Genomic DNA, 20,923 nt, shown 5'->3' on the forward strand with positions numbered 1-20,923 from the left:
CGCGGGTAGGCTGGCGGCATGACTGACTACCGCCGTCTCGGCCACTCCGGCCTGACCGTCTCGACCGTCGGACTCGGGTGCAACAACCTCGGCCGCGCGAACACGCCGACCGCGACGCAGGAGGGCACCGACGCGGTCGTGCATGCCGCCATCGACGCCGGGATCACGCTGTTCGACGTCGCCGACGTCTACGGAGCCACGCCCGGGCTGAGCGAGGAGATGCTCGGCAGGGCCCTCGCCGGCCGACGGGACGACGTCGTGGTCGCCACCAAGTTCGGCATGGACATGCACGGAGCCAACGGCAGGGACTTCGGCGCACGCGGTTCGCGGCGCTACGTCCGCAAGGCCGTCGAGGCGTCCCTGCGGCGGCTCGGGACGGAATGGATCGACCTCTACCAGTTCCACACCCCGGACCCCGGAACCCCGATCGAGGAGACGCTCTCGGCCCTCGACGACCTCGTCCACGATGGCAAGGTCCGCTACATCGGCCACTCGAACCGCTCCGGCTGGCAGATCGCAGAGGCGGAGTTCGTCGCGCGCATGGGCGGGTACACGCCGTTCGTCTCGAGCCAGAACCACTACAACCTCCTCGACCGGCGCGCAGAGCTCGAGGTCACGGAGGCGGCGGAGGCCTACGGGCTCGGCGTCCTGCCGTACTTCCCGCTCGCCAACGGGCTCCTCACCGGCAAGTACTCCCGCGGGAGTGCCCCGGAAGGGTCCCGCCTGTCCCACACGCGCACCAACCTCGTCCACGACGCGGACTGGGACCAGCTCGACCGCTTCTCCGCCTTCGCCGAGGAGCGCGGCCTCACCGAGCTGCAGGTCGCCTTCTCCTGGCTCGCGGCGCAGCCCTCGGTCGCCTCGGTGATCGCCGGCGCCACGCGGCCCGAGCAGATCCGCGAGAACGCCGAGGCGGCCTCGTGGGAGCCCAGCGCCGAGGACCTCGACGAGCTGGACGACATCTTCCCCAAGACGCCTCGCATCGCGCTGTTCTGAGCCGCGCACCGAACCGACGTGCACGACCAGTCCCGCCCCGTCCCGCACGAGCCCATCCGCCGTCCCGTGTCCGTCCTCATGGACTGCGACACGGGGATCGACGATGCGCTCGCGCTCCTCTACCTGTGCAGCCAGCCGCACGTCGAGCTCGTCGCGGTGACGAGCACGCCCGGCAACGTCGACGCCGACCAGGTCGCCGCGAACAACCTGGCGCTCCTCGAACTCTGCGGCCGCGACGACGTCCCCGTTGCCATCGGGGCCCGGGGGCCGCTGTCCATCCCGCTCGTCACGACCCCCGAGACCCACGGTCCCCAGGGAATCGGGTACGCGGCGCTTCCCCCCGCACGGCGGGCACCCGAGGCGCGCGACGCCGTCGAGCTCTGGGTGGAGGCGGCCCGCGCACGCCCCGGCGAGCTCACGGCCCTCATCACCGCGCCGTTGACCAACTTCGCGCTCGCGCTGCGGGCCGAGCCGCGGCTGCCCGAGCTGCTGGCCGGAGTGGTGATCATGGGCGGGGCGTACAACTACCAGGGCAACACGACCCCGACCGCGGAATGGAACACCCACGTGGACCCGCACGCCGCCGCCGAGGTGTTCGCCGCGTACGCAGGCCATCCCGCGGACCGGCTCCCTGTCGTGTGCGCCCTCGAGACCACCGAGCGGATCGAGATGCACCCCGAGCACCTCGCTGCCCTCGCGGAGGCGGCGGGATGCGCAGAGCCGGAGGAGGTCCTGCCCGACCAGCCGGAGGGCACGCGCAGCCGGGCATCCAGCCCCCTCGTGCGGCACGTGAGCGACATGCTGCGCTTCTACTTCGAATTCCACCGCCACTACGACCAGGGCTACGTCGCCCATGTGCACGACTACTTCGCGGCGAGCGTCGCGGCCGGAACCGCCCGCTACGCCACGCGCGCCGCGACAGTCCACGTCGAGACCGGCTCGCACCGCCTCGCGGGCACCACCGTTGCCGACTACCGCGGCCTGTGGGGCGAGCCCCCCAACGCGCGCATCGTGTCGGAGAACCACCCCGACGAGGCCTTCGCCGAGCTCGTGGCCTCCCTCGGCGCCCTGGCGCGGCGACTGGACTAGACTGCACTGTGCCCCGGCAGCGCCGGGACAACCGCCGAGGTGACATAGGCGGCGTCGCCCCATCCACATACCACGACGCATTCGCAAAGGACCTCGCCCGGCCATGTCGCACCCCCTGACCGAAGACGCACCGCGCCGCACGCCCCTGAGGACTGTGCTCATCGTCCTCGGCGCCGCGGCCATCGTCGCCACGTTCGTCTACCTTGTCGCGACGTCCCCGGCGGAGCCCGCGGACGTGCCCTCCTCGTCCGCCGCCCTCGTGGCGCTCACTGGCTACGGGATCGCGACGGCGCTCCTGTTCGCCGGCATCCTCCCGACGCTGCCGACCTCGACCCTCGTGCTCCTCCCCGTCGCGCTTGTGCTGAACATCGTGCTGGGGCAGTTCGTCGGATCGAGCCTCGTCCCGATCTACCTCGACTCGATCGGCACGGTGCTCGTCGGATTCCTCGCAGGACCCGCCGCCGGTGCCGCGACCGGTCTCCTGAGCACGATCGTGTGGTCGTTCTTCAACCCGACACTCATCCCGTTCGCCGCCGGGGCGGCGGCCATCGGCGCCCTCGCAGGGCTCGCGGCGCGGCTGGGCGCAGTCCGCCGCTTCTGGTGGGTTCCGGTCGCCGGCCTCGTCACGGGAGCCGTCGCGGCCGTGATCGGGGCCTCGGTCGCGGTCGCCGTGTTCGGCGGGACCTCGACGGGCGCGACCGGGGCCGTCATCGCCTTCTTCAGGGCCACCGGCGACAGCCTCGTGGATGCGGTCCTGAAGGGATCGATCTTCTCGGACCTGTGGGACAAGCCGATCACGTTCACGGTGGCGGCGCTGCTGGCCTACGCCCTTCCCCGGCGCACCAGCGGGCGTTTCGGCTTCGTGCGGCGCCACCGCGTCCTGGCTGCCCCGAGGCAGGACTCCGAGGCGGCGCCTGCTGTCTGACGATCCCCGTCTCCCTGTGCACGACGCCACCGCCCGCGTCAATCCCCTCACCGGGCTCGCGCTCGCGGCGGCAGCGCTCGTGTTCTGCTTCGCCCTGGCGCACTGGGCGGTGTGGACCGGGACGATGGTGCTGGCCGCGACAGCCTCGGCAAGGGCCGGGACGCTGGGACGGGTGGCGGTCGCTGCCGGCGTGGTCGTCGCGCCTTTCGCCCTGTGGGCGCTCGTCATCCACGGGTTCTTCTTCCCCGAGGGGCGCACCGTGCTGCTCGCGGCCGGACCGCTGAGGGTCACCGCCGAGGGGCTGGCCTACGCCGGGTCCTTCGTGCTGCGGACCGCCGCGGCCGTGGTGGTGATGCTCGCCTTCTCGCTGTGGGTCGATGTGGCGGTGCTCCGCGCCGCCCTCGTCCGCCGGAGAGTCCCACCGCAGCTGGGGTACGTCCTCGCCGCGTCGCTCGGCCTCGCGGGCGTCGTGGGGGACCGCCTCCGTCGCATCCGCGAGGCGCAGGAGGCCCGCGGACTCGTCGTCGGGGCGGGTCCGGGGTCACGGCTGCTCGCGGCGCGGCTCCAGATCGTGCCGCTCGTGCTCGGCCTCCTCGACGAGGCCGGGGAGCGGGCGATGGCGCTCGATGCGCGGGGCCAGACCCTGCCTGGGCCGCGCACCTCGTATGTCGACGAGCCGGACTCGGCAGCGCAGCGCGCCCTGCGCTGGGCACTCCTCCTGACGGCCGGGGCTGTGGCGGTGGGGACAGTCGTCGTGGCTGTCGCGGGAACGGCGGGGGGATGACGCCGCGAACCGCGCAGCCGGTGCTGGCTGCCGACATCCGCTCCTTCTCGTACGACGGCGCGGCCCCGGTCCTGCGCGGCGTCCGCCTCGAGCTGCCGCCCGGCTCGCTCAGCGCCGTGCTGGGCGGGTCGGGCAGCGGGACGTCCACGCTCGCGAAGCTGCTCTCCGGCTGGGCGGTGTCCGGCGGGCACGGTGTGTTCGACGGGACGCTTGCCCTCAGGCCGGCTGGCTCGGGGCAACGCACCACGCTCGAGTTCCGGGGCGGCCCAGACGATCCCAGGCTGAGGCTCGGGGCCTGGGGGCAGCATGTCGCCTACGTCCCGCAGCGTGCGACGGACCTTCTGACCGGTGCGGCGCAGACGGTCGGCGAGGAACTCGCCTTCGCCCTCGAACAGCGCGGGATGCCCCGCGAGCAGATGCGCCGCCGCGTCGCCGAGGCCGCGCGCGCCGTAGGGCTCTCGGCCCTTCTCGGGAGGCACCCGGCTCACCTGTCCGGCGGGGAGCAGCGCCGCCTCGCACTCGGCTGCGCGCTCGTCGGGCGGCCGACCGTTGTGGTGCTGGATGACCCGTCGGCGTCGCTCGACGCTGCCGGCCGCGCGGACCTCGGGCAGCTCATCGACACGCTGCGCACCGCGGGGACGGCCGTCGTCGTCGTCGGGATGTGCGCCGACAGGCTCGCCCGCCGCGCGGACCACTGGGTGCTCCTGGCCGCCGGGGCTCCCGCGGCAGAGGGGACCCCGGAGCAGGTCCTGGCCACGGAGGCGTTCCGGCTCTCGGGAGTCCTGCCGCAGGACCCCGCGGACGCCGCGCCGGACGACCCCTCCCAGCGGTCAGCGGGCGGCAGCGCGGCTGTGGGGGCCCTCTCCGCAACGGCACCGGCTGCCCCAGCGCTCGCGGAGCTCGCAGGGGTCTCGTTCGCCTACCCGGGCACCCCGTCTTGGGTTCTGGACCAGGCCGACCTCGAGGTGCGCCGGGGCGAGGTGGTCGCACTCGCCGGGCCCAACGGCGCGGGGAAGTCCACGGCCCTGAAGCACTTCGCCGGCATTGCGCGGCCCACTCGGGGGACCGTGCGCGTCGCCGGCCGGGACATCGCGCGTGTCCCCGCGGGGCGGGTCGCGGACACGGTGGGCACCCTCTTCCAGGATCCGCGCGACCAGCTCTTCGCCCGGAGCGTCCTGCGCGAGGTCGAGTTCGGCCTCCGCCAGGGGCCGCGGGGCCGCGCGAGGAGGTCCCGCGCCGAGGTCCGGCGTCGGGCGCTCGGGGCGCTCGACGCCGTCGGCCTCGGCTCCCGGGCGGGGGAGCACCCGTACGATCTCACCGCCTCCGGACAGCGGCTGACCGCCCTTGCCGCGGTCATCGCCCGCGGGCCCCGTGTCCTGCTCCTCGACGAGCCCACGGTCGGCCTTGACCGCCACGGGCTCGCCTGCCTCGAGCGCCTCGTCGCCAGCGCGGCAGAGTCGGGCGGTGCCGTCGTGCTCTCGACCCACGCCGCCGCGTGGGCGCGCGCCCGGGCCGATCGCGTGCTGGCCATCGCGGAAGGGCGCTTCGTCGCGGAGTGACTCGCCGGCGTCGGGGGGCTGCCGTTCCGGTAGTGTTCTCGGCTAGGGGCGTCTGCGCCCGGCGCCCCCAGCGGGGCGGGAGTGCCAGAGGAGGATGCGTGCACGCGGCGTGGGAGCGTTGGGACAGCTTCTGGGTGGCAGGTGTCCGGCGCGGCGCGGTGTTCCGCGCGTTCGACGGCGGCCTCCTCACCACGCGCGTCGCGTTCCAGGATGCCACCGGGACCCCTTTCGCCTCGGAATCGCTCGTGCGCCTCACGGACGACGGGGAGACCTGGCGGGCCTACCGCTACCGGCAGGAGCCGGGTGGGCTCGGCGAGGGCCTGCGCCGTGACGAGTCCGGCTTGGGCGTGGACACGCTGCCGGCAAGCGGCGAGTACCTCCTCGTCGCCCAGTTCGCGGCCTCCTCGCGCGGCATGGCGACATACCTGCGGGTCGACGAGGCCTGCCCCGACGCAGCACCCGCTCCGGCGCAGCTGCGCCGCGGCGGCGCTGAGCCCGTGGACCTGCCGGATGGACGCAGCATCCGCGCCGAGCGGCTCGATGTCACCGCTGGCGGGATGCGGGTGGCCACCTACTGGGCGCACGACGGCGGGGTCGTGCGGACCGCCTCCGCCGGCACTCTGGCCTTCGCCTGCCCGGGGGACAGAGAAGCCCTCGCGGGGATCGCGCCGCGACTGGGCGCGTTCCTCCGCGAGGGCTTCGGGGGCTGACCCGCCTCCGCCCGGACAACCCGGGCGAGCCGCGTCTCAGATCTCCGGGTGGAACCGCTTCCCGTTGATGCGCTCGGACGCGCCGACCCGGTCCAGGTAGGGCGTGATTCCGCCCAGGTGCATGGGCCACCCGGCCCCCAGGATCATGCACAGGTCTACGTCCTCGGGGCCGGCCACCACGCCCTCGGCGAGCATGAGGCCGATCTCCTCGGCGAGCGCGTCCTGGCACCGGGTGAGGATCTGCTTGGCCGTGGACGGTGTGCTGCCGAAGCGCAGGAGGGCGAGCGTCGACTCCGGGACCTCGCGTCCGCCGTCGGCCGCCGGAGCCCAGAGGCCCTTGATGCCTGCGTCGATGAGCGCCTGCTGGCTTGCCGAGACGTGGAAGCGGCCGCCGAAGGCAGCGTGCAGGGACTCCGCGACGTGCTGCGCGACGGGCAGCCCGACCATCTCGGCGAGCGTGAACGGAGTCATGGGCAGGCCCATCGGGGCCAGTGCGCCGTCCGCGACCTCGGCGGCCGTGCCCTCGTCGAATGCCGCCGTGACTTCGCCCATGAGGCGCAGCAGCACCCGGTTCACGACGAACGCCGGGGCGTCCTTGACGAGCACGGCGGTCTTCTTCAGGCCCTTGGCCAGGGCGAACGCGGTGGCCAGGACCGCGGCGTCGGTCTGCGGGGCGCGCACAACCTCGATGAGCGGCATGACGGCGACCGGGTTGAAGAAGTGGAATCCGACTACGCGCTCGGGGTGGGCCAGATCCTGCGCCATGGCCGTGACGGAGAGCGAGGACGTGTTGGTGGCGAGGATGCATTCCGGCTTGACCACCGCCTCCACTTCGGCGAGCACCTGCTCCTTGACCGCGAGTTCCTCGAACACGGCCTCGATGACGAAGTCCGCGTCGGCGAACTCGGCCTTCGACACCGAGCCGGTGACGAGCGCCTTGGTGCGGTTGGCGGCGTCGGCGGAGATCCGGCCCTTGCCGAGCAGCCTGTCCACCTCGGCGTGGACGTGCCCCACGCCCTTCTCCACCCGGGCCTGGTCGACGTCCGTCATGACGACGGGGACCTTCAGCTGCCGCGCGAACACGAGGGCGAGCTGGCCGGCCATGAGTCCCGCGCCGACGATCCCGACCTTGGTCACGGGCCGGGCCAGCTTCGCATCCGGCGCCCCGGCGGGCCGCTTGGCGCGCTTCTGGACGAGGTCGAGGAAGGCGTACACGGTGTCGCGGAACTGTGGGGACTGCATGAGCCCGGTGAGCGCGGCGACTTCGAGCTCGGCGGATTCCTCCTGCGTGGCGTGTGCCCCCGCCTCGAACACGTCGAGCACCTTCCCCGGGGCGGGGGCGGCATCCGACGTCTTCGCGCTGACGACGGCGCGCGCGGCCTTCGCAGCCTCGGCCCACCGCTGCGCTGCGGCAGCGTCCTCCCGGGGTTCGACGGCATGCGGCCGCTCCACGGTGGTGCCGCCGGAGAGCACCGAGGCGGCCCACACGAGGGAACGCTCGAGGAAGTCGGCGGGCTCGAAGAGGGCATCGGCGATCCCGAGTTCGAACGCCTCCGTGCCGCGGAGGGTGCGGTTGTTGTTCAGGGGGTTCTCGATCATCACCCTGAGGCCGGCTTCGGGCCCTGTGAGCCGGGGGAGGCGCCACACTCCGCCCCAGCCCGGGATGAGGCCGATGAACGCCTCCGGCAGCCCGATGCCCTGGGCGCCCGCGGAGACTGTGCGGTACGTGCACGCGAGCGCGATCTCGAGGCCGCCGCCGAGGGCGACTCCGTTGATGAAGGCGAAGGTCGGCACGCCGACTCCGCCCGCGAGGAGGTCATAGGCGGCATGGCCGAGGCGCGCCATCTGCTCTCCCGCCGCGGGATCGCGCAGGGTCTTGACCGTCGTCAGGTCGGCGCCGGCGACGAGGAAGTACGGCTTGCCAGTGACCGCCACGGCGTGGATCTCTCCCGCCGCCGCCCGCGCCCGCAGCCCTTCCAGCGTCCGGCCGAGCTCGATGAGCGTGTTGGGGCCGAGGGTCGTGGGCCTGGTGTGGTCGAGGCCGTTGTCGAGCGTGATCAGCGCGACCCGGACGGTGCCGCCGTCCGTGGGCACCTCGACGTCCTTCACGAGCGAGTGGGTGACCACTTCGTCGGGCACGTGGGCGGCGAGCCCCGCAAAGGCGTCGAACCGTGAGGTGGGGGTGGTGGCGCTCATTCACTCGCCCTTCCGGTAGTCGGGGTGGTGGGGGTTCTCCCAGATGACGGTGCCGCCCATGCCGAGGCCGATGCACATCGTGGTCATGCCGTAGCGGACGCTCGGGTCCTCGGCGAACTGGCGCGCGAGCTGGGTCATGAGGCGCACGCCAGAGGAGGCGAGCGGGTGCCCGACGGCGATCGCTCCGCCGTAGCGGTTGACGCGGGGGTCGTCGTCGGCGATCCCGAAGTGGTCCAGGAAGCTCAGGACCTGGACGGCGAAGGCCTCGTTGATCTCGAACAGGCCGATGTCCTGGATTCCCAGGCCGGCCTTGGCAAGGGCCTTCTCGGTGGCCGGGACGGGGCCGATGCCCATGACCTCCGGCTCGACGCCCGCGAACGCGAAGGCGACGAGGCGCATCTTCGGCTCGAGTCCGAGTTCTCCGGCGGTCTCCGCCGACGTGAGCAGGCACGCCGTCGCACCGTCGTTGAGGCCTGCCGCGTTGCCCGCGGTGACCCTGCCATGGGGGCGGAACGGGGTCCGGAGGCCGGCGAGGTCCTCGAGTGTGGTACCCGGCCGCGGCGGCTCGTCCGCGGTCGCGAGGCCGAACCCCTCGCCGGGCCGGTGCGTGGCGACGGGGACCAGATCGGGCTGGATCTTCCCGTCCCCGTATGCTGCGGCGAGCTTGGCCTGGGAGGCGACGGCGTAGGCGTCGGCGCGCTCCCTGGTGATGGCCGGAAAGCGGTCGTGGAGGTTCTCGGCCGTGTTGCCCATGTTCAGCGCTGCGGGGTCCACGAGCCTCTCGGACATGAAGCGCGGGTTCGGGTCGGCTCCCGCACCCATCGGGTGGCTGCCCATGTGCTCGACGCCGCCGGCGATCACGACGTCGTACGCGCCCACCCCGATGCCGCTCGCCGTCGTCGTCACGGCCGTCATGGCACCGGCGCACATGCGGTCGACGGCGAAGCCGGGGACGCTGCGGGGAAGGCCCGCGAGGAGTGCGGCAGTTCGCCCGATCGTGAGCCCCTGGTCTCCGGTCTGTGTGGTGGCAGCGATGGAGACCTCGTCCACGCGCTCGGCCGGCAGCGACGGGTTGCGGCGCAGCAGCTCGCGGATGGTCTTGACGACGAGGTCGTCGGCGCGGGTGCCATGGTAGATCCCCTTCTCGCCGGCTCTGCCGAAGGGGGTGCGGACGCCGTCGACGAAGACGACGTCCCTGATGTGACGTGCAGTACTCATGCCGCTAATGTTACTGACCAGTAACATCTGTGGCAATGGGGTCGGTCAGTCCTCGACGGTGTCCTTCCTGGCCCTCGCAGCAAGCGGCTCTGAGTGCTCGAACGCGTCGAGGATGAGCGGGGCCACATGCTGGATCTGCCACTCACGCGCACCCAGTCCCCGAAGCGCGGCGGCCAGTGACTCGAGCGTCAGCGGCTCCGGGGGGCGCCACGCGACACGTCGCAGGTGGTCCGGCGTCAGGAGGTTCTCGGTGGGCATGTGCAGCGCGTCCGCGGCCGCCGCGACGCGCGGGCGTGCGGTCTTGAACCGCGCCGCCGCTTCCGGGTCGCGCTCGTCCCAGACCCGTGGCGGAGGCGGCGCGGAGCTGGGAACATGCAGCGGAGGGAGCTCTTCGAGGCGACGCGCTGCCGCGATGGCGCGGAGCCACCGGGGCGCCTCGCGCTGGGCGGCGCGCCCGTGGAAGCCCTTGGTGGTCAGCAGCTGGGGGACGGTGGTCGGCATGGCACGCGCCACCGCGACGAGCGCCGAGTCGGGGATGAGCTTGCCGGGGGCGATGTCACGCTTCGCCGCGAGGGCGTCGCGCTCGAGCCACAGCTCGCGGACGGCGGCGAGCTGGCGCCGGTCGCGGATCTGGTGGACCCCCGAGGTGCGGCGCCAAGGGTCCTGCTTCGGCTCCGGGACGCCCGCCGCGAGGATCGCTGCGAACTCCTCCTCGGCGAAGCCGAGCTTGCCCTGGCCTTCGAGCAGCTCGATCAGCTCCTCGCGCAGCTCGACCAGGACCTCGACATCGAGCGCCGCATACCGCAGCCACGGCTCGGGGAGCGGTCGCGTCGACCAGTCGGCGGCCGAGTGCTCCTTGGCGAGGCCGAACCCCAGCATCTGCTCGACAACGGCGGCGAGCCCCACACGCGGGAGCCCTGCGAGCCGGGCCGCGAGCTCGGTGTCGAAGAGCCTGTCGGGCCACATCCCCAGCTCGGCGAGGCACGGAAGGTCCTGCGTGGAGGCGTGGATGATCCATTCGACGCCGCGCAGGGCCTCGTTGATGATCTTCAGGTCGTCGAAGGGCTCCGGGTCGATGAGCCACGTGCCCGCGCCCTCGCGGCGGATCTGGACGAGGAAGGCCCGTTGCCCGTAGCGGAAGCCTGAGGCGCGTTCGGCGTCGACGCCGGCGGGTCCCGTTCCGGCCGCGATCGCCCGGGCCGCGCGCTCGAGCCCCTCGTCGGTGGAGATGACGAGCGGGACGCCGTCCCGCGGCGCGTCGAGGTCCACGACAGCGGGGACCGGCACCTCGAAACCCTCGACGGCGATGTGAGCGGCTCTGCGGACCACGGACGCCGCGGGAGCGTCGGCCGCCGCGGCTTCGGCGGGCACGGCATCGGACCGCCGCCCTGACGCTGCGGTGGGAGCGTCGTTGTCCTTCGGGTGGGGAACGTCGTGGGGCTGAGCGGTCATGGTGACGTCAGTGTACCGCCGGTGCCGGCCGTGCCGGCGGCGCTCACGGCTTCTCCGCTGGCCGGGGACGGCGCCAGTGAAGCGCCGCGACACCCGGAGGGAGAGGCGGCACGCCTGCGAAGCTGCAGACCATGTCGCACCATGCCTCGAGGTGGTCCCTCATCTGCGGGCCCGCGGGAGTCCACGAGGCCCTCAGCTCGATGTCGATCGCATCGCTGCGCCCTGCGAGGGTCCCGAAGGACTCCGAGAGCACGCGTGTAGCGGTCCCGCCGGCGGCTGCATAGCCGGCGTGGTGCTTCTCGAGCGACTCCACGAGCCATGTCCAGGCGACGGAGCCCAGCAGGGCGTCGTTCCCCATCTCGGGCTCGAGCTGGGCGCGGATGTAGGTCACGATCCGGAACGTGCCCTCCCAGACCGCGGGCGGCTCGGGGTCGTGCAGGAGGATGAACCTGCCAGTCGCCAGTTCCTCGTCGTCGTCGCGCACCTCGGCCTCGAGGGCCACGGCGTACGGGGCCAGACGGGCCGGAGCAGGAATCTCCTTGAGCCCCAGCTCGCGCCGGTTCGACGCACTGCGGAGTGAGCGCAGAGCGCTGACGAAATCCGCAGGCAGGTGTGCTAGTGCGGTCACCTCACCAGCGTACGCTCAGGCCCTGCGGCCCCTCTGGAGCGGCACGCCGGTCCAGCCGCCTGCGTGCCGCCCGGCCCAGGCGTCACCGCCCCAGTTCCGCCCGCAGCGCCTCGGCGAACCGGTCGACATCCTCGGGGGTCGTGTCGAAGGAGCACATCCAGCGGACCTCGCGGCGGGAGGCGTCCCAGTCGTAGAAGCGGAACTTTTCGCGCACGCGGTCAGCCACGCCCTCGGGGAGGATCGCGAAGACCCCGTTGGACTCGGTGGGCTGGGTGAGCTCGACGCCGTCGAGGCTTTCGACGGCCGAGCGGAGGCGGGCGGCCATCGCGTTGGCGTGTGCCGCCGACCGCAGCCAGAGGCCGTCCTCGAGGAGGGCGAGGAACTGCGCCGAGACGAAGCGCATCTTGGAGGCGAGCTGCATGTCCATCTTGCGAAGGTACGTGAGTCCGCGCGCCGCCTCAGGGTTGAGGGCGACGACGCATTCACCGAACAGCATGCCGTTCTTTGTCCCGCCGAAGGAGAGGATGTCAACCCCTGCGCCCGCGGTGAACTCGCGCACCGGAACTCCGAGGGCGGCCGCCGCGTTCGCGAGCCGGGCCCCGTCCATGTGCACGCTCATGCCGCGGGCGTGGGCGTGCTCGGTGATCGCCCGGATCTCCTCCACGGAGTAGAGGGTCCCGAGCTCGGTGGTCTGGGTGATCGAGACGGCGAGCGGCTGTGCACGGTGCTCGTCGCCCCAGCCCCAGGCCTCCCGGTCGATGAGTTCAGCGGTGAGCTTGCCGTCCGGGGCAGGGACGGCAAGGAGCTTGATCCCGCCCACACGCTCCGGTGCGCCGTTCTCGTCCACGTTGATGTGGGCGGTCGTCGCGCACACCACAGCACCCCAGCGCGGGAGCAGCGACTGGAGGGAGACGACGTTCGCGCCGGTGCCGTTGAACACCGGGTACGCTTCGGCCGCCTCTCCGAACAGGCCCTTGACGGCCTCCTGGAGCCTCGCGGTGTAGTCGTCCTCGCCGTAGGCGACCTGGTGGCCGCCGTTCGCGGCGGCGAGCGCGGCGAGCACCTCGGGGTGCACGCCCGAGTAGTTGTCCGACGCGAAGCCGCGCACGCCCGGATCGTGGAGCGGCCACCCTGACGGGGCGGCGGGAAGCGGCACGGAGGCGGGCATGGTCGGGGCAGGGGAGTCAGTCACAGTCACAGTATGCCTAAGGGTGTCGGTGTCTACAGGGGGTCTCGGGGAGCCGCTGGGCCCTCACGCCGTGAGGTCGAGGCGCGCGCCGTTGACCTCGGCGGCGTCGTCGGAGAACAGCTCGACGGCGCGGGCTGCGAGCGTGTCCACATGGGTGTAGCCCGCGAAGCTCCGCTCGGGGCTCTTGGCGCGCATCCCCTCGTCGAGCAGGGCCTTGACGGCGAGGACGACGGCGGCGCTCGTCTGGGGGAGCGGCCCCTCCTTCCGCGCGGACTGCACGGCGGCGAGGCCCTGGGCCATGGCCCGCGTCCAGGCCTCGGCAGCGGCCTTGGCCGCCTGGTAGTTCGCGTTGGCCGCGCTGGGGCGGGCGAGCGTGGTCGTGGAGACCATGGCGAAGCGTCCGCGCGGCGATGCCGCGATGGCGTCGAAGAAGGCGCGCGAGGTGTTCCGCAGTGTCGTGATGGCGCCGCGGGCCAGGAAGTCCCAGTCGGCGTCGTCCTGGTCCGCGAGGGTGCCGCCTCCGCGCCATCCGCCGACGAGGTGGATGACCCCGTCGACCGCCCCGAACCGGGCGCTCACGTCCGCGGAGAGCCGCTGGACGGCTGCGAAGTCGGCGAGGTCGCACGCGAACTGAGGTACCCCGGCGTCGTGCGCGGGGTCGCCGAACACTTCGGCGAGGTGCTCGGTCCTGCTGCCCACGGCGATCGCCGTCGCGCCGGCGGCGCGCAGGGCGCGCACGGCCGCCACCCCCGAGGCCGCGGTGGCCCCGGCGACGACGACCACCGCACCCTCCGCGCCGGCGGACGGCGACCGCGGAGGCTGGCTGTCCGTGCTCACGCGGCCGACGGGGACAGGGCGGTCTCCCCGGTGATCCCGGCGGTCGACTCGATGACAGTGCGCATCTTCTTCTCCAGGGCCTCGTAGAACATCGACAGCGGGAACTCGTCGTCGAGGACCTGGTCCGTGAGCTCGCGCGGGGTGCCCGTCAGGGGCAGGGCGTCGGGGCCCTTGGCCCACACGGAGGCCGGGTGCGGCGTCACGGTGCCCGAGACGAGCTCGTACGCTGCGAGCCAGTGTGCCACCTTCGGCCGGTCGATGGAACGCCAGTAGAGTTCATCGATGGCGCCGCCGAGGGCGCTCACGACGGCGGGCACCTCCGCCCAGTCGATCGTGAGCTTGGTGTCGGTCCAGTTCAGGACGCGGTGCTGGTGCATCCACGCGAAGAGCAGCTGGCCGCCGAGGCCGTCATAGTTGCGCACGCGGCCGCCGGTGATGGCGAACCGGAAGATCCGGTCGAAGACCACGGCATACTGCACGAGCTTCGCGTGCTTCCGGGCCGCCGGGTCCGCGGCGTCGTCACGCTCGATCTTCACGCACTCGCGGAAGGCGGTGAGGTCGCAGCGGAGCTCCTCGAGCGAGTAGAGGAAGAACGGCATGCGCTGCTTGATCATGAACGGGTCGAACGGGAGGTCGCCGCGCATGTGCGTGCGGTCGTGGATGAGGTCCCACATGACGAAGGTCTCCTGCGCGAGCTTCTGGTCTGTGACCAGCTCGGCGGCTTCCTCGGGCAGGTCGAGGTTGGTGATCCTCGCCGCGGCGTCGAGGACTCGGCGGAACCGGGCGGCTTCCCGGTCCGCGAAGATCGCCCCCCAGGTGAACGTCGGGACCTCGCGCATCGCCACGGTCTCCGGGAACAGCACGGCGGAGTTCGTCGCGTAGCCGGGCGTGAAGTCGAGGAAGCGGATCGGCACGAACAGCCTGTTGCTGTATTCGCCGGCCTCGAGCTCCGCGATGAAGTCGGGCCAGAGGACCTCTACCAGGACCGCCTCGACGAAGCGGTTCCTGCTGCCGTTCTGGGTGTACATCGGGAAGACGACGAGGTGCTGGCGGCCGTCCGCCCTCTCCAGCTGCGGCTGGAAGGCGACGAGCGAGTCCAGGAAGTCCGGCACCCCGAAGCCGCCCGCCGACCACGCGCGGAAGTCGGCTGCGAGCAGGCGGAGGTACTCGGCGTCGTGCGGAAAGCGCGGGGAAAGTGCCTCGACGCCGGCCACGATCAGCTCCACGAGCGCTGCTGCGCGTTCCCGGCTGTCCGGCTCCGGGACCGAACCGTCCTGCCCCTGGAGGCTCTGGAGCTCGATGGCTGCACTCTTGAGGGAGAGCCACGCGGGATCGTTCTGGACCGGGGCGTGGGGAGCGGACGCGCTGGGAGTCGCGACGGCAATGGCGGACATTCTCACTCTCGCTTTCTTCTGCTGGTAAGTCGAGCGTAGCGAGAGGGTGGACCCGCTGGGCCTCGGAAGCCTCGAGCATCAGGAAGTCTTGGTCTCAAGCGCGCCGGAAGGCCGAGCGGCGGGCCGCGCGCTGGTCCTCACCAGGCCGGGCCCGCCGCAGAGGGGCAGGATTCTGACGCGGAGCCGTCATCCCTCGTCGGGGACGAGCGTCAGGGAGATCGAATTGATGCAGTACCGCTGGTCGGTGGGCGTCGCGTAGCCCTCACCCTCGAACACATGGCCGAGGTGCGAGTCGCAGGTGGCGCATCGGACCTCGATCCGCTCCATGCCGAGGGTCCTGTCGTGCAGGTACACGACCGCATCCTCGGCGAGCGGCGCCCAGAAGGAGGGCCAGCCGCAGTGCGAGTCGAACTTCTCACGGCTGGTGAACAGTTCGGCGCCGCAGGCCCGGCACCGGTAGGAGCCCTGGGTGTGGGTGTCCCAGTACTCGCCCGTGAAGGGGCGTTCCGTCCCGGCCTGCCGGAGGACCTGGTACTCCTCGGGGCTCAGCTGGGCACGCCACTCGGCGTCCGACTTGCGGACCTTCTCGCGGGCCGGATCGGGGGAGGGGGTTGTCGGGGTGGTGTCCATGCTCAGAACAACGTTCAGGAGTCCCCGATGAATCCCGTTCCCGCGTACAGGTGCAGGACGGGGATGCCGAGCCGGCGCTGGGCCTGGTTCGCCCAGTCGGTGTGGAAGGTGTCCTCGATGGCGTGGGGAAGCGTCACCACCACAGCCTGCTCTGCCGCCGTGGCCGAGACGCGATCGGCGAGCGCCTGTACCGGGTCTCCCTCGATGATGCTCCCCGAGACGTCGGTCCCGAGACCTTCGAGGGCGGCGAGGGACGTGGACAGTGCCGTCTGGGCGAGGGCGCGCGCCGACTCGGGGCCCGGCCCCTTGTCCGTGAGGCCGCCGACGGCCTTGCCGAACTCGAGCATCGAGAGGTGGTCGAGGAAGTCGACCACGAGACGGCGCTTGCGGCCGGCAGGGACAAGGATCTCGAGACGGGCGACGCCGTTCTCGAGGAGGCCCTCGACCGCCTTGCGCTCGCTGGGGCCCAGTGCCACTTCGGTCAGGATGAGGATCGGCGCGCTCATGCACTCAGACTAGCCGCACGCGACACAATGAGAGCATGCCTCACCGTGTTCGTCCCGCCAAGGCGGGCGTCGCCCGCTCGGGCCGCCCCTCGCCGTCGTCCGCCGCCGAACCGCTCCCGCGCACGTTCTGGGCAGCCGCGGGCGCCGGAGCCGCGCTCCTGGCCGCTTCCGCGGCTGCCGCATCCAGCTCGGCACTCGCCGCGTACTTCGCGCGCCGGATCGTGACCCCGGAACGGGTCAAGGCGGAGGACCAGGAGGTCCTCGCCGTCCAGGGGGAGGGGGAGTCGCGACGGGTGATACTCCGCGCCACGGCGGAGACGACGGTCGACGGCGAGTACAGCCTCTTCTTCGACCGTGGCGCCGGGCACGTCCGCCTGGGGCATCTCGAGGACTACGCCCCCGAGGAGTCCACCGTGACCAGGCCGGTGCTCGCCGAGTACTCCGGAGACCTCACGAAGGCGGTCCGCGCGCGCTGGAGCGGCTTCGTGTACAGCTCGCCGGCTGACCTCGGGCTCGGCTTCCGCGACATCGAGCTCCCCCTCGACGTGGGCGCCGCACCGGCGTGGCTCGTCCCGGCCCCGCACCCATCGCCCACGTGGGCGATCATGGTCCACGGCCGGGGTGCCACGCGCGGCGAGTGCCTCCGAGCGCTCCCCACGGCGCAGGAGCTCGGGCTGACGAGCCTCGTCATGTCCTACCGCAACGACGGCGAGGCCCCCTCGACCCCCGACGGCCGCTACGGGCTCGGGATGACCGAGTGGCGCGACGTCGAGGTCGCCATCCAGTACGCGCTCGACGCCGGCGCCCGCGACGTCGTGCTCTTCGGATGGTCCATGGGCGGCGCCATTGCCCTCCGTGCCGCCGACTCCTCGACCCTGAGGGAGAACGTGCGGGCCCTGGTGCTCGACGCGCCGGTGGTGGACTGGGTGCATGTCCTGGCGTTCCAGGCCAAGCTCAACCGCATCCCCTCACGTGTGGGACGGTTCGGCCAGGTGCTCCTCGGCCACCCGTGGGGACGTCGGCTCACCGGGCTCGCGGCACCGCTGGACTTCAAGGCGATGGACTGGGTGACCCGGGCCGTCGAGCTGCGGACGCCGACCCTCGTGCTGCACAGCGTCGACGACGACTTCGTGCCCGTCGCCCCCTCGCTCGAGCTCGCGAAGCGGAACCCGGAAATGGTCACCCTGGAGACGTTCCGGCGCGCCCGGCACACGAAGGAGTGGAACGTGGATCCCGAACGCTGGGAACGGGCGGTGCGCACGTGGCTGAGGGAGCAGCTCGCGCCGCGGCGGGCGCCAGGAGGCATCGTCTGATGCGCCGCTGACGCGTCAGGCCTGGGCCCTCAGCCGACGCTGCGGACCGTCGCGACAACCGCGCCGGTGAGCCTGACGAGATCATCGGGGGCGAGTTCGATGTCGAAGCCCCGCCGGCCGCCGGACACGAGCACGGTGGCATGCTCGAGGGCCGAGTCGTCGATGACCGTCGGGGAGGGCTGGCGCTGCCCCAGAGGCGAGATCCCGCCCACGACGTACCCGGTGCGCCGCTCCGCGGCGGCGGAGTCGGCCATCGCCGCCTTCTTCCCCCCGAGGGCTGCGGCGGCCGCCTTCAGGTCCAGGCTGCCGGAGACGGGGACGACGGCGACGCAGAGCCGGCTCCCGCTGCCTGCGGTCACCTCAACCATGAGCGTCTTGAACACCCGCCCGGGCTCCACCCCGAGGGCGTCGGCCGCCTCGAGGCCGTAGCTGCCCGCCGACGGGTCATGGTCGTAGGTGCGGGCCGTATATGCGATCCCGGCAGCGTCGAGGGCCGTCGTGGCCGGTGTCGCGGGACCGTGGTGCCCGGGTCCGTCCGCCTCCTGCGCCTTCTTCGCCTTTTTGCCCACGTCAGAGGCCGATCGGGCACTCCCCGCGGACCTTGCGCTTGATCCGGGCGAGCATGGCTGACATCCCGCGCATGCGCAGCGGAGTCACTGCCCGCGTGAGGCCGAGCTCCTCGGGCATGTCGTCGGGGACTGCGAGGATCTCCGCCGCCGTGAGTCCATCGAGGCCTTCATGCAGCACTGAAGCGAAGCCCCGCGTTGTCGGAGCCTCCGCCGGGGCCGAGAAGAACAGCCGGACGACCGGCCCGGCCGCCTGCGCGGTGCCTTCTGCGGGCGCCTCCGTCTCGATCGCGATGAAGAGCGGCGACTGGCACTCGACCACCTGCTCGAGCATCTCGGGGTGATCCTTGAGCCGGTCCGGCAGGTCCGGGAGCGACCGGGAGAACTCGAGCAGCAGCTGGAGCCGCTCGCGCTCGTCCACGGCCTGGAAGTCTTCGACGATCTCCGCCAGTGCAGCGGGCATGGTGTTCGTGCTCATCCCTTCAAGGGTACGCGCAAGGCCCCGCCGCACGGCGCGTGTTCGCCGTGGGCGGGGCCCAGTGTGACGTCGGGTTGCGGCAGCGCCGCGGTTCAGGCCTGAGGCCACGTGCTGTCCTTCCGCCTCCCTGATCCGGGCGGCTAAGGTGCCGCGGTTCAGCCCAGCGGCCACGTGCCTCGCTCTTCCCCCTTCACAATCGGAACCCGCACCGCGTTTCCCCACTCGGTCCACGAGCCGTCGTAGTTGCGGACAGTGTCGAAGCCCAGGAGGTACTTCAGCGCGAACCACGTGTGGCTCGAACGCTCCCCGATGCGGCAGTACGCCACGACGTCGTCACCGGGCGTGAGGCCGGCCTCGCCGAGGTAGAGCGCCTCGAGCTCTTCGCGTGACCTGTACGTGCCGTCCTCGGCGGCGGCGCGCGCCCACGGGATCGATGCCGCGGTCGGGATGTGGCCGCCGCGCAGCGCGCCCTCCTCGGGGTAGGCCGGCATGTGGGTGCGCTTGCCGGTGTACTCGTCGGCGGAGCGCACATCGATGAGCGGCTTGCCCAGGTGCGCCAGGACGTCGTCCTTGAACGCGCGGATCGGGGCGTCGTTGCGCTCGACCACGGGGTAGTCGCCCTCGACCGGGGTCGGCACCTCGGTCGTCAGCTCGCGGCCCTCGGCGATCCACTTGTCCCGGCCGCCGTCGAGGAGGCGAACGTCCTCGTGTCCGAACAGCGTGAACACCCAGAGGGCGTACGCGGCCCACCAGTTCGACTTGTCGCCGTAGATCACCACGGTCGTGTCGCGGGAGATGCCCTTGGAGGCAAGCAGCTTCGCGAAGGCGGGACCGTCGACATAGTCGCGGGCAACCTCGTCGTTCAGGTCGGTATGCCAGTCGATCTTGACGGCACCGGGGATGTGGCCCGTCTCGTAGAGGAGCACGTCCTCGTCGGACTCCACGACGACCAGCTTGCCGTCGCCGACAGCGCCGGAGGCAATCTGCTCGGCAAGCCACTCGGTGGAGACGAGGCGCTCGGGGTGGGCATAGGCAGCGAACTTCTCGCTGCTGTCGACGGGGTAGCTCATGGTGTGCCTTTCGCTCGGCTGAGCCAGGGCGCGGGACAGCCGGGATGCCCCGGGAAGTCCTCGCTCCTGAGTGGTCGAATCAAGCCTAGCCAGCGTTCCCTGCACGCGCTCGCGCCCGCCGTCGCACCTGTCACGGTGCGCAACATGGGGGGCACTCCGGGCCGAGGGGTGACGGGCCAAACGTGTGCAGTCTCCCACATACCGCCCCCTGCGGCGGGGCCGAAACGATATCCTTGTCCCTGCCCCTTCTGAGAGCCCACCCCCTGGACGGAAATCCTTGGCGACTGTCGCACACCTCACCACCCGTACGCCCAGAGTCTCCGTGGAGGAGCTCTTGAAGGGATTCCATCCGTCTCCGCGCTTCGGGGAAGTGTCCTTCGCCAGTTACCGTCCCGATCCGGCGCAGCCGTCCCAGGCTGCCGCGGTCAGGGCACTCCAGAGCTTCGGCAGCACGATCGGAGCCTCCAACGGAGGCTTCTTCTCGCGGATCTTCGGCTCCAAGCCCACCTCCCGTGCCGGCATCTACCTCGATGGCGGGTTCGGCGTCGGCAAGACCCACCTCCTCGCGTCGCTCTGGCACGCTGCCCCCGGGCCCAAGGCCTTCGGCACCTTCGTCGAGTACACGAACCTCGTGGGTGCGCTCTCGTTCCGCAAGACCGTTGACGCGCTCAGCTCGTACCGACTCGTGTGCATCGACGAGTTCGAACTCGACGACCCGGGGGACACCGTGCTCATGTCCCGGCTCATGCGCGAGCTCGCTGACGCCGGGGTCAAGCTCGCCGCGACGTCCAACACGCTGCCCGGCGCGCTAGGCGAGGGCCGCTTCGCCGCCGTCGACTTCCAGCGCGAGATCCAGGTGCTCGCCGACCAGTTCGACGTCGTCCGCATCGACGGGGAGGACTACCGCCACCGCGGGCTCCCGGCCGCGCCCCAGCCGATTCCCACCCACGAGCTCGACTCCCGGATGAATGCCGAGTTCGACGGCGGAGTGGTCGCCGTCGACGATTTCGCGGATCTCATGAAGCACCTTGCCGGCGTCCACCCGAGCCGGTACCGGCAGCTGATCGACGGGATCGACGGCGTGGTGTGGAAGGACGTCCACACCATCGAGTCCCAGGCCGTCGCACTCCGGTTCGTCGTGCTCGCGGACCGGCTCTACGACAAGGACGTCCCGATCCTGGCCTCCGGCGTCCCATTCGACGAGCTCTTCACGCCGGACATGATGGGCGGGGGATACATGAAGAAGTACTTCCGGGCAGTGTCCCGCCTGACCGCGCTGGCGCGTGAGGGCCAGACGCACGAGCCGTCCTGACGGGACGGGCGAGCCGCGGGCCGGCGCCTGGAAACGCCGAGTGCCGGTCCCGCCTCGCGGCGGTACCGGCA

20 protein-coding genes are annotated in these 20,923 nt (G+C 71.9%); 8 read left to right on the forward strand and 12 right to left on the reverse strand.

Features of this window, described 5'->3' with window-relative positions; translation table 11 throughout:
* Window positions 1–18: 18 nt before the first annotated feature.
* The 6 genes from CGQ25_RS06885 to CGQ25_RS06910 all read left to right on the forward strand — a co-directional run bounded on the left by CGQ25_RS06885 (window position 19) and on the right by CGQ25_RS06910 (window position 6,063).
* Window positions 19–996, forward strand: a complete 978-nt coding sequence (locus CGQ25_RS06885) for an aldo/keto reductase (protein WP_208712406.1) — start codon at window positions 19–21, stop codon at window positions 994–996.
* A gap of 78 nt (window positions 997–1,074) precedes the next feature.
* Window positions 1,075–2,085 carry a nucleoside hydrolase gene (locus tag CGQ25_RS06890; RefSeq protein WP_208712954.1) on the forward strand — a complete coding sequence of 337 codons (1,011 nt, stop codon included), beginning with the start codon at window positions 1,075–1,077 and terminating at the stop codon, window positions 2,083–2,085.
* A gap of 103 nt (window positions 2,086–2,188) precedes the next feature.
* Window positions 2,189–3,010, forward strand: a complete 822-nt coding sequence (locus tag CGQ25_RS06895) for an ECF transporter S component (protein ID WP_208712407.1) — start codon at window positions 2,189–2,191, stop codon at window positions 3,008–3,010.
* Between the two features lie 16 nt (window positions 3,011–3,026).
* Complete coding sequence (locus CGQ25_RS06900) at window positions 3,027–3,794, forward strand: energy-coupling factor transporter transmembrane component T (RefSeq protein WP_208712408.1); 768 nt, start codon at window positions 3,027–3,029, stop codon at window positions 3,792–3,794.
* Window positions 3,791–5,353 (forward strand): ATP-binding cassette domain-containing protein, encoded by a 1,563-nt coding sequence (locus CGQ25_RS06905; RefSeq protein WP_208712409.1) that lies wholly within the window; start codon window positions 3,791–3,793, stop codon window positions 5,351–5,353. The genes CGQ25_RS06900 and CGQ25_RS06905 overlap by 4 nt, the downstream gene beginning before the upstream one ends.
* A 98-nt stretch (window positions 5,354–5,451) precedes the next feature.
* On the forward strand, window positions 5,452–6,063 hold the full coding sequence (locus CGQ25_RS06910; protein ID WP_208712410.1) for a hypothetical protein: 612 nt from the start codon (window positions 5,452–5,454) through the stop codon (window positions 6,061–6,063).
* A 36-nt stretch (window positions 6,064–6,099) separates the two neighbouring features.
* On the opposite strand, the gene CGQ25_RS06915 is transcribed toward CGQ25_RS06910, so the two are convergent.
* From CGQ25_RS06915 to CGQ25_RS06955, 9 genes are all read right to left on the reverse strand, one after another.
* Window positions 6,100–8,259, reverse strand: coding sequence for a 3-hydroxyacyl-CoA dehydrogenase NAD-binding domain-containing protein (locus CGQ25_RS06915; RefSeq protein ID WP_208712411.1), 2,160 nt, complete (start codon window positions 8,257–8,259; stop codon window positions 6,100–6,102).
* Window positions 8,260–9,477 carry a thiolase family protein gene (locus CGQ25_RS06920; RefSeq protein WP_208712412.1) on the reverse strand — a complete coding sequence of 406 codons (1,218 nt, stop codon included), beginning with the start codon at window positions 9,475–9,477 and terminating at the stop codon, window positions 8,260–8,262. It abuts the gene before it with no gap.
* A 45-nt stretch (window positions 9,478–9,522) separates the two neighbouring features.
* Complete coding sequence (locus CGQ25_RS06925; RefSeq protein ID WP_208712413.1) at window positions 9,523–10,929, reverse strand: HRDC domain-containing protein; 1,407 nt, start codon at window positions 10,927–10,929, stop codon at window positions 9,523–9,525.
* A 43-nt stretch (window positions 10,930–10,972) separates the two neighbouring features.
* Window positions 10,973–11,557, reverse strand: a complete 585-nt coding sequence (locus CGQ25_RS06930; RefSeq protein ID WP_208712414.1) for a DUF3000 domain-containing protein — start codon at window positions 11,555–11,557, stop codon at window positions 10,973–10,975.
* A gap of 82 nt (window positions 11,558–11,639) precedes the next feature.
* On the reverse strand, window positions 11,640–12,725 hold the full coding sequence (locus CGQ25_RS06935; protein WP_208712955.1) for a low specificity L-threonine aldolase: 1,086 nt from the start codon (window positions 12,723–12,725) through the stop codon (window positions 11,640–11,642).
* Window positions 12,726–12,809: 84 nt separating this feature from the next.
* Window positions 12,810–13,583 (reverse strand): SDR family NAD(P)-dependent oxidoreductase, encoded by a 774-nt coding sequence (locus CGQ25_RS06940; RefSeq protein ID WP_255405638.1) that lies wholly within the window; start codon window positions 13,581–13,583, stop codon window positions 12,810–12,812.
* Window positions 13,580–14,977 carry a DUF6421 family protein gene (locus tag CGQ25_RS06945; RefSeq protein ID WP_208712415.1) on the reverse strand — a complete coding sequence of 466 codons (1,398 nt, stop codon included), beginning with the start codon at window positions 14,975–14,977 and terminating at the stop codon, window positions 13,580–13,582. Before CGQ25_RS06945 ends, CGQ25_RS06940 begins: the two co-directional genes overlap by 4 nt.
* A 186-nt stretch (window positions 14,978–15,163) precedes the next feature.
* Window positions 15,164–15,607 carry a peptide-methionine (R)-S-oxide reductase MsrB gene (gene msrB / locus CGQ25_RS06950; protein WP_208712416.1) on the reverse strand — a complete coding sequence of 148 codons (444 nt, stop codon included), beginning with the start codon at window positions 15,605–15,607 and terminating at the stop codon, window positions 15,164–15,166.
* A gap of 14 nt (window positions 15,608–15,621) precedes the next feature.
* Entirely contained in the window at window positions 15,622–16,113 is a 492-nt protein-coding gene (locus tag CGQ25_RS06955) for a hypothetical protein (protein ID WP_208712417.1), read from the reverse strand.
* 35 nt (window positions 16,114–16,148) lie between these two features.
* On the opposite strand from CGQ25_RS06955, the gene CGQ25_RS06960 reads away from it, so the two are divergent.
* Entirely contained in the window at window positions 16,149–17,426 is a 1,278-nt protein-coding gene (locus CGQ25_RS06960) for a S9 family peptidase (RefSeq protein WP_208712418.1), read from the forward strand.
* 29 nt (window positions 17,427–17,455) lie between these two features.
* On the opposite strand, the gene ybaK is transcribed toward CGQ25_RS06960, so the two are convergent.
* The 3 genes from ybaK to CGQ25_RS06975 form a co-directional block, all read right to left on the reverse strand.
* Window positions 17,456–17,995 carry a Cys-tRNA(Pro) deacylase gene (ybaK, locus tag CGQ25_RS06965; RefSeq protein ID WP_208712419.1) on the reverse strand — a complete coding sequence of 180 codons (540 nt, stop codon included), beginning with the start codon at window positions 17,993–17,995 and terminating at the stop codon, window positions 17,456–17,458.
* Window position 17,996: 1 nt separating this feature from the next.
* Window positions 17,997–18,470 carry a SufE family protein gene (locus CGQ25_RS06970; protein ID WP_208712420.1) on the reverse strand — a complete coding sequence of 158 codons (474 nt, stop codon included), beginning with the start codon at window positions 18,468–18,470 and terminating at the stop codon, window positions 17,997–17,999.
* 155 nt (window positions 18,471–18,625) lie between these two features.
* Window positions 18,626–19,540: a sulfurtransferase gene (locus tag CGQ25_RS06975; protein ID WP_208712421.1), complete on the reverse strand. Its 915-nt coding sequence runs from the start codon at window positions 19,538–19,540 to the stop codon at window positions 18,626–18,628.
* Between the two features lie 277 nt (window positions 19,541–19,817).
* Here CGQ25_RS06975 and zapE point away from each other — a divergent pair, with 277 nt between their 5' ends.
* Window positions 19,818–20,852: a cell division protein ZapE gene (gene zapE / locus CGQ25_RS06980; RefSeq protein ID WP_208712422.1), complete on the forward strand. Its 1,035-nt coding sequence runs from the start codon at window positions 19,818–19,820 to the stop codon at window positions 20,850–20,852.
* Window positions 20,853–20,923: the final 71 nt, after the last annotated feature.

This window comes from Sinomonas sp. R1AF57, assembly GCF_002224485.1.
Lineage (GTDB): Bacteria > Actinomycetota > Actinomycetes > Actinomycetales > Micrococcaceae > Sinomonas > Sinomonas flava.